This window comes from Modestobacter sp. DSM 44400 (assembly GCF_900107175.1).
In the GTDB taxonomy this organism is placed as follows: domain Bacteria; phylum Actinomycetota; class Actinomycetes; order Mycobacteriales; family Geodermatophilaceae; genus Modestobacter.
Genome location: NZ_FNOZ01000168.1, coordinates 1 through 1,376, shown reverse-complemented (window position 1 = coordinate 1,376; position 1,376 = coordinate 1). Strand labels below are relative to the sequence as shown.

Sequence of the window (1,376 nt, the reverse complement as noted above, 5' to 3'; positions counted from 1 at the left end):
AGGCGTAGACACCCATCCGCCTACCAGGAGCTCCCTCACATCACCGGCAGCACACGCCGACCACTAACCACACAAGTTTGAAGACGCTCTCTGAGACCTTGTACGACACCTCGGCGCAGTCTTTCGTCCTTCAGCTGGTGTCCGTGGACCAGCTGTCGCGGGCCAACGGTCGCCTCTACGCCGCTGAGCTCACGACCAACCAGTTCATCGGACCCCCCTGGGAGGCGTCCTCGTGGGCGTGAGCGCCGCCGGCGTCGCCTTCGCTGCCCCCGCCGCACTCTGGGCCAGCGCAGTCCTCGCACTCCTCCTGCTCCGAGGCTCGTTTCGCGTCGAACGGGCCCGGCCCGCGACTCTTCGAGCAGACATCGCCGAAGGAGCGCGCTTCTTGTGGCGGCAGCCCCTCCTGCGCGGGTTGGCCGCCAGCGTCGGAATCTTCAACTTCGCCACCAATGCGACTTTCACTATCTTCGCGCTGTTCGCCGTCGGCCCGGGCTCGATCCTCGAGCTGTCTGGGGCGACCTATGGGCTGCTGCTCGCCACGATCGCGCCGGGCAGCGTCGCCGGGTCATTCCTCGCCGCCCCGTGCGAACGGCGGTTCGGCCGAAGCCGCAGCCTGAAGGTGTCGCTTCTCGCCGGGGCGCTCCTAATGGTGGCACCAGCCGTGCTGACCGCAATGCCGTGTAGTTAGCCGCAGCGGCGGGTTGTCAAGCATGCCGCGTGTGCGGCGTGTCGGGGCGGGTAGGGCAACGGAGCTCCGGTAAGAGGAGGCGTCCGCCAAGACGTTCTCTTCCCGGGAGCTCCGTTGCCTGTCCAGTCTGGCAGCGGTCGTGTCGTTCGTGAGGTCACTGTCGCCGGCGGCCGGTTCGCCCCCGGGCATCTGGGCGAGCTGACCCAGGTGGTGCCGTTTGAGATGGTCGATGCGGCCCTGGTCGAGACCGGCGCGGTGCAGACCCGGGTGCGGGAACTGCCCTCGCGGGTGGTGATCTACCTGCTGCTGGCCGCCTGCCTGTTCGCCGAGTGCGGCTACTGCGGGGTGTGGGCACGGATGGTCGCCGGGCTGCACGGGCTGGCGGTGGCCGCCCCGACCGCGGGGGCGCTGGCCCAGGCCCGCCGCCGGGTGGGTGCGGCCCCGTTGCGCGCCCTGTTCGGTCTGCTGCGCGGTCCGGCCGCGGGCCCGGCCACCCAGGGCGTGTGGTGGCGTGGCCGGCTGGTGTGCGCGATCGATGGCACCACGATGTGCTGCCCGGACACCCTGTCCCGTGCCGGGTCTGATGGAGGCTCTCAATCCACGTGAGGATGAGAGTCATGGCGGCACCGAGGAAGTACCCCGACGAGCTTCGGGAGCGGGCGATCCGGCTGGCGGTGGACGCCCGGCG

2 protein-coding genes are annotated in these 1,376 nt (G+C 70.0%); both read left to right on the top strand.

The window, feature by feature from the left end; genetic code table 11:
- The first annotated feature begins 238 nt into the window (after positions 1-238).
- On the top strand, positions 239-688 hold the full coding sequence (locus BLW04_RS25525) for an MFS transporter (RefSeq protein WP_254782008.1): 450 nt from the start codon (positions 239-241) through the stop codon (positions 686-688).
- Between the two features lie 114 nt (positions 689-802).
- Complete coding sequence (locus BLW04_RS25520; protein WP_254782006.1) at positions 803-1,294, top strand: transposase domain-containing protein; 492 nt, start codon at positions 803-805, stop codon at positions 1,292-1,294.
- Positions 1,295-1,376 lie beyond the last annotated feature (82 nt).